Source organism: Micromonospora radicis (genome assembly GCF_003583405.1).
GTDB classification, from domain to species: Bacteria; Actinomycetota; Actinomycetes; order Mycobacteriales; family Micromonosporaceae; genus Micromonospora; species Micromonospora radicis.
Genome location: NZ_QXEC01000001.1, coordinates 555,901 through 562,353, shown reverse-complemented (window position 1 = coordinate 562,353; position 6,453 = coordinate 555,901). Strand labels below are relative to the sequence as shown.

The following is a 6,453-nucleotide window of genomic DNA, read 5'->3' as shown; positions in this document are numbered from 1 at the left end:
AGGAGCGCCCCACCCGGGCCCGTCACCGGGGACACGGCGCCCCGACCACCCGGCCGATTCCCCCCACCAGCGCCAACCGACCCACCCCCACATCAGGATAAACCCCACGATATCGGATATCCGTCACGGGTCCCCGGGGGGACGACCACAGCGCCGCACCGTACCGCCGAAACGGCGGAACCTTCTTATCTGGACACTTGGGGTTCTGGTGATTCTGCGGACACTTCTTTGAGCCCTTACTTTGTCCAGCGTGCGTGTGACGAAGGCTGACCTGCCCCAAGTTCGTCACCACACCCCACGGCTACAGGAACGGTTACGCACCGAAGAGCAGCTCATCGCCGACGTCACCGAACGCGGCTGGGCCCGCGAGATCGAACGACGCCGCTGCGCCGCCGACCGTATCCGCGGATTCCTCGACGAACTCGGCCCCGCTGGACCCGCCGACACATAATCAGTGACCGGCGGCTCCCACAACAAGACAACTGCGAGGTGCGATGAAGCTACTCCTCACCGACTCCGGCGTCCGAAACGCGAGCATCCGGGCGGCACTGGTCGATCTCCTGGGCAAACCCATCGCCGAGGCAAACGCTCTCTGCATCCCCACGGCAGGCTACGGAGGCCCGTACGGGGAGCCAGGCGGCCCATGGCGCTTCACCAGCGGACAATCACCCAGCCCTATGACGGGGTTGGGCTGGAAGTCAGTGGGCATGCTGGAACTCACCGCACTGCCAAGCCTCGATGAGGACCGCTGGACTTCCTGGGTCCGCGAGGCCGATGCCCTGCTGGTGAACGGCGGCCACACAATGTACCTGTGCCACTGGATGCGAGAGTCCGGACTGGCCGATCTCCTCCCGTCGCTACCCGACACGGTCTACGTCGGCCTCAGCGCCGGAAGCATGGTGCTGGCTCCCCGGATCGGGCAATACTTCACCGGCCCCGACGAGGACGACCACACACTGGGAATCGTCGATTTCTCGATCTTCCCGCACCTCGACACCCCAGATAGCCCGGCGTACTCCACGACCGCAGCGCAACGATGGGCCGCCGAGATCAAGGGCCCTGCGTATGCCACTGACGATCAGACAGCCATCAAAGTGACCGACAGCGGCGTCGAGGTCATCTCCGAGGGGCACTGGAAATTGTTCAACCCGGCGTCGTAAACGTCGACGATCCGTGATCACCGTCACGACTGCGCGAGAGTGTCCAGATAAATCCGGAACAGCGGGAAACCACCATTCAGGCGAAACGGGGGCGATCACCACACGACCGGAGGTGCGGCGATGGTCGGGTGGGGGCGGTGTAGGTCTACTTTCGCCCTGGCTGGGGTTACCCTGACAGCATGCAGGCCGTCTCCCCCGTCGCGACCGGCGTGGCGTACCTCGCCCGGCCCGGTCGTCCCGCCGTGGTGGCCCGCACGCTCACTGAGCTGCGGGGCCCGACGCGCGGGGTGGTGGAGTTGCCGGTGCGGCTGATGTGGAGCAGCGACCGGGCCTTCGACCTGGCCGACCCCGACCAACTGCTCTGGATGTACGAGAACGTGCTCCGGGAGACGACCAACCCCGACGACCTGCGGCAACTGGTCAACGGCCGGACGCTGCGTCGGGTGTGGCGGCGGTTGAACCTGCCCCGTGGCGTACGGGGGGCGTGGGAGAGCCGGCACCGGGGTCTGCGGTCGGCGTGACCGCGTCCCATCCGCACGACTTCTACCGCGAGGTCGCCCGGGTGGCGTTGACCGTCGCCGGAGCGTACCGGTTCGTGCTCGGCGGCGGGGTGGCGTGGGCCGCACACGGGCTGGTCACCCGCCCCACCGAGGACGTCGACCTCTTCGCCGACGTGGAGGGGGCCGCCGCCGCGGCGGCGGCCGGGGTGCGGGACGCGCTGCGCGCCGCCGGGTTCGAGGTGACCGAGGCAGACCCGGACAGCGAACTCGCCGAACTGTTCGACGGCTTCGACCGGGACATGCGGGACTTCGTCGTCACCCGCGACGACCGGCAGATCCGTCTCAGCCTGGCGCGACTCGACCGGCACCGGAGCCCGGTGGTGATGGACCTCGGCCCGGTGATGGACGTCCGCGACCTGATCGCCAACAAGACCGCCGCGCTGGTCAACCGGCGGGAGGTACGCGACTACATCGACGTGGCCTCCGCCCTGCAGCACCGGTCCGTGGCCGAGCTGCTGGAGTTGGCCCGCCAGCTGGATCCCGCGCTGGACGACGACGATGTCCGGGCCGCCGGCCGGTACCTGGACCGGATCCCGGACCGCCGGTTCGCCCGTTACGGCCTCGCGCCGCCGGAGATCGTCGAGGTTCGTCGACAGCTCGCCGACTGGCCCCGTTGATCTCGGCGGGCCCACCGCGCCTGGCCGGCCCGATCGTCATCCTCGGTCACCGCGATCCCGCCGAACCTAGCAGCGTTGAGAAGGGGCCCTCAGCTACCGCAGGTGCCGACCGGGGCCCCTGCGCACGCCTCACTTGGTGAACCGGCCGCCGGTGACGCCGAGGACCTCGCCGGTGATGAAGCTCGACTCCTGCGAGGCGAAGAAGACGTACGCGGGCGCCAGCTCGGCGGGCTGACCCGGCCGACCGACCGGGGTGTCCGTACCGAACTGTTCGACCTTCTCCTGGGGCATGGTCGCCGGGATCAGCGGGGTCCAGATCGGCCCCGGCGCGACGGCGTTCATCCGGATGCCCCGGTCGACCAGGTCGGCGGCGAGCGCCTTGGTGAAGTTCGCGATCCCCGCCTTGGTGGTGGCGTAGTCGAGCAGTTGCGGCGACGGGTCGAACGCCTGGATCGAGGAGGTGTTGATGATCGCGGACCCCTCGTCCAGGTGCGGCAGCGCCGCCTTGCAGAGCCAGAACATCGCGTACAGGTTGGTCTTGAGGACCCGGTCGAACTGCTCGGTGCTGATCCCGGCGATGCCCTTGTCCTGCGCCATCTGGTACGCCGCGTTGTTCACCAGGATGTCGATGCCGCCCAGGTCGGACAGGGCACGGTCGATCAGCGCCTGGCAGTTGCCCTCGTCGGCGATGTCGCCGCGGACCGCGACGCCCCTGCGGCCGGCGGCCTCGACCAGCCGTACGGTCTCCCGCGCGTCGGCGTCCTCCTCCGCACCGAGGTAGGAGATCAGCACGTCGGCGCCCTCCCGGGCGAAGGCGATCGCCACCGCCCGGCCGATACCGGAGTCACCGCCGGTGATCAACGCCTTCTTGCCGTCGAGCTTGCCGCTGCCCTGGTACGTCTCCTCGCCGTGGTCCGGCTTCGGTGTCATCTCGTCGGTACGCCCCGGCGGTGACTGCTGCTGGCTCGGCTGCCCCGCCTGCTGGCCGTACTGCTCGGTCGGGTCCTGCTGGGTGTGCTGGTCCTGGCTCACGGACGTCTCCTCGTGCGGGTCGAGTCGATCCGGTTCTCCCCGATCGCCCTACCCCCACCGGCTGCGCCCCACACCCGCTAAAGCATCCTAGGATCCTGGATAACATCCCTCACCCCGGGGGCCCGGGACCGTCGATCATGGAGATCCGGTCGGGGCATAGACTGCCATAACGGTCGTAACGGCGACCGAAGTTGCATGATCGACGGGAGTGGAGGCGGGAGAGGGAGAGGGAGAGGGAGAGGGTGCTGGGGAATCTTCGTTGGCGCAGGGGGTAACCGCGCGGCGCAGGCCGCCTGGGTCGGGCGGGTCGAGTGCGAGGAGGACACCATGCGTCAGGTGCAGCTGTCGGACGTCGAGGCTCGGGTTTACGACGCGGTGGCGGCCCTGGAGGCACGCGGGCAGGTGCCGTACCCGGACATGATCGCTCAGGAGTGCGGCCTCACCGAGGAGCAGTTGCAGACCCCGCTGCATCTGCTCACCGAGAAGAACCTGCTGCACCGGGAGGACTCGCCGATGGCTGGGCTCGACTTCGGTCCCCGGTTCTGCGCGCAGCAGCTGGCGTGACGGGCGCCGCCGGACGTACGTTGCCCGGCGGACGGGACCGCGCCCGAGCGACGGGAGCACGATGAGTTCGACCAGCCCCCAGCCGTACGACCAGCGACGCCGGTGGCAGGCGCTCGGCGTCGGGCTGGTCGCGGCGTTCATGACGCTGCTGGACATCAGCATCGTCAACGTGGCGATCCCGTCACTGGACCGGTCGCTGAACGCCACCCCGGCCGACCTGCAGTGGGTGCTGTCCGGCTACGCGTTGACCTTCGGGCTGGTGCTGGTACCGGCGGGACGGTTCGGTGACGTGCACGGCCGACGCAACGCGTTCGTGTTCGGCATCGCCCTGTTCACGGTGACCAGCGCGCTGGCCGGTCTCGCCCAGTCCCCCACCTGGCTGGTCGCCGCCCGGCTGTTGCAGGGCGCCGCCGCCGGTCTGGTGAACCCGCAGGTGATCGGGATGATCCAGCAACTCTTCCAGGGGTCCGAACGGGCCCGGCCGTTCGGCCTGCTCGGCGCCACCATCGGCATCTCCACCGCCGTCGGTCCGCTGCTCGGCGGGCTGCTGATCGCCGCGGGCGGCGCGGAGCACGGCTGGCGGTGGGTGTTCTTCGTCAACGTGCCGGTCGGGATCGTCGCGGTGGTCCTCGGTTGGCGACTCGTCCCGCACCGGCCGGTGGGCAAGGCGGTCCGCCGCCGTTCCGATCCGGTCGGGGTGCTGCTGCTCGGTGTCGGGGTGACCCTGGTGCTGCTGCCGCTGGTGCAGCGGGAGCAGTGGCACGGCCCGGCCAAGTGGCTGCTGCTGCCGGTCGGCCTGGTCACGCTGGCCGGTTTCGTGCTCTGGGAGCGCCGGTACGCCCGCGACGGGCCGCCGTTGTTCGACGTGCGGCTGTTCCGGCGGCAGTCGTACGCCCTCGGGTCGCTGATCGCGCTTGTCTACTTCGGCGGCTTCACCGCGATCTTCTTCATCTTCACGCTGTACCTGCAGAACGGGCGGGGCTACAGCGCGCTGGTCGCCGGCCTGGCGATCACCCCGTTCGCACTCGGTTCGGCGGTCGCCTCGGCGGTGGGCGGGCGGATCGTCAACCGGTTCGGCCGGCCGCTGGTCGCCGTCGGGCTGCTCGCCGTGGTGGTCGGGCTCGCCCTGGTGGCCCTGGCCATCGAGCTGGCGCCACACGCCCCGGTGCCCTGGGTGACCGCCGCTCCCCTGCTGCTCGCCGGCATCGGCAGCGGTCTGGTGATCGCCCCGAACCAGACGTTGACCCTGTCGCAGGTGCCGGTGCCGCAGGCGGGCAGCGGCGCGGGGATGCTCCAGACGGGCCAGCGGATCGGCTCGGCGGCCGGCATCGCCGTGGTGGGGGCGGTGTTCTTCTCGATGGTGTCCGGGGACTCCTGGTCGCGGGCCTTCGAACTCTCCCTGCTGGTCTCCGCCGGGATCATCACACTGGCGCTGCTCGTGGCCGTCGTCGACATCCGCCGGCACCGCGCCGGCGGCGACGCGGCCGCGGACCGTTCCTGAGCGGGGTACGGACGCGGATCGGCCGACCCCGGGTACCGGGGCCGGCCGATCCGTCACGCTCCTGGCGGCTCAGCTCACCACAGCTGGGAGACGATGTCCGCCGACTGCTCCTCCCACTGGGCGTAGTGGAACGGGTAGGCCGAGACCTGCACCGTCTGCGCCGCGGTGGTCAGCGGCATGTCCCGCCACCCGCCGACGTTCTTGAGCGCCTCGAAGAACGCGGTCGACGAGTACTCCGGGTCGGTGATCTGCGCGACGCTGCCCCAGCCCGTCGACGGACGCTGCTGGAACAGCCCCTGCGAGTCGTGGTCGTTGGACGCGCCCAGGTGACCCAGGTTGTACAGCTTCGACTCCTGTAGCGCGGTGGCGATGCCGATCACCGCACCCCGCTCGCCGACGCCGGTCTTCTTGGCGACCTCGATGATGGTCTTGGCGTTCTGGCGCTGGGCGTCGTCGAGCGGAACCCGCGACTGCGCGCCCTGCACGCCGTACGGGATCAGCTCCTGGCGGGTGGGCTTGCCGGCGGTCGGCCTGTCGGTGCGGCCACCGGTGGTCAGCCCGGACTCGACGGTGGTGTCCGCGCCGTCCCGGCCAGTGGCCCTGTCGATCGCCGCGACAGCGCCCTCGTGCGGGCCGGTGGTGACGGGTGCGGCGACGGCGGTCGGCCCGAGGGCCAGTCCGGCGAGGGCGGTCACGCCCACCACGCTCAGCGTGGTCTTGCGGTTCGGGTTCGTCGCGATGGCCGGGAGCCATCGAGTGAAGTCCAGCTTCACGATGGTTGCCCTTTCGATCGTTACGAGCCGCTCGGGGTTGAGCCGCTCTCGGGGGAACTGAGGCAGGCCGGTCCACGTTTGGGAGCCGGCACTATGGGGGACACAACCCAGCCGACGTGTCGGTCATTCCGGAAATGCCGCTATCCCCGAAGGCTGCGACCTGGCTCACGCCGCACGCCGGACGGCCGGCCACCACCAGGCACGAAACGGACATCGGCGACGGCGGCCGGTCGCGCGGACACCGCC

8 protein-coding genes are annotated in these 6,453 nt (G+C 70.0%); 6 read left to right on the top strand and 2 right to left on the bottom strand.

What is annotated here, in order from left to right; translation table 11 throughout:
• The first annotated feature begins 250 nt into the window (after positions 1 to 250).
• The 4 genes from D2L64_RS27020 to D2L64_RS02590 all read left to right on the top strand — a co-directional run bounded on the left by D2L64_RS27020 (position 251) and on the right by D2L64_RS02590 (position 2,337).
• Positions 251 to 451, top strand: coding sequence for a hypothetical protein (locus D2L64_RS27020; protein ID WP_147376171.1), 201 nt, complete (start codon positions 251 to 253; stop codon positions 449 to 451).
• Positions 452 to 494: 43 nt separating this feature from the next.
• Positions 495 to 1,160 (top strand): Type 1 glutamine amidotransferase-like domain-containing protein, encoded by a 666-nt coding sequence (locus tag D2L64_RS02600; RefSeq protein WP_119572781.1) that lies wholly within the window; start codon positions 495 to 497, stop codon positions 1,158 to 1,160.
• A 179-nt stretch (positions 1,161 to 1,339) separates the two neighbouring features.
• On the top strand, positions 1,340 to 1,681 hold the full coding sequence (locus D2L64_RS02595; RefSeq protein ID WP_119572780.1) for a hypothetical protein: 342 nt from the start codon (positions 1,340 to 1,342) through the stop codon (positions 1,679 to 1,681).
• Entirely contained in the window at positions 1,678 to 2,337 is a 660-nt protein-coding gene (locus D2L64_RS02590) for a nucleotidyl transferase AbiEii/AbiGii toxin family protein (RefSeq protein WP_233558722.1), read from the top strand. Before D2L64_RS02595 ends, D2L64_RS02590 begins: the two co-directional genes overlap by 4 nt.
• Positions 2,338 to 2,466: 129 nt before the next feature.
• On the opposite strand, the gene D2L64_RS02585 is transcribed toward D2L64_RS02590, so the two are convergent.
• The gene (locus D2L64_RS02585) at positions 2,467 to 3,369 is read right to left on the bottom strand and encodes an SDR family oxidoreductase (RefSeq protein ID WP_119572778.1); all 903 of its coding nucleotides are present in this window, start codon (positions 3,367 to 3,369) and stop codon (positions 2,467 to 2,469) included.
• A 327-nt stretch (positions 3,370 to 3,696) separates the two neighbouring features.
• Between D2L64_RS02585 and D2L64_RS02580 the strand changes: the two genes are divergently transcribed.
• A complete protein-coding gene (locus tag D2L64_RS02580) occupies positions 3,697 to 3,933 on the top strand; it encodes a hypothetical protein (protein ID WP_119572777.1) in 237 nt (78 codons plus the stop codon).
• Between the two features lie 61 nt (positions 3,934 to 3,994).
• Complete coding sequence (locus tag D2L64_RS02575; protein ID WP_119572776.1) at positions 3,995 to 5,434, top strand: MFS transporter; 1,440 nt, start codon at positions 3,995 to 3,997, stop codon at positions 5,432 to 5,434.
• Positions 5,435 to 5,508: 74 nt separating this feature from the next.
• On the opposite strand, the gene D2L64_RS02570 is transcribed toward D2L64_RS02575, so the two are convergent.
• The gene (locus D2L64_RS02570; RefSeq protein ID WP_119572775.1) at positions 5,509 to 6,207 is read right to left on the bottom strand and encodes a hypothetical protein; all 699 of its coding nucleotides are present in this window, start codon (positions 6,205 to 6,207) and stop codon (positions 5,509 to 5,511) included.
• Positions 6,208 to 6,453 lie beyond the last annotated feature (246 nt).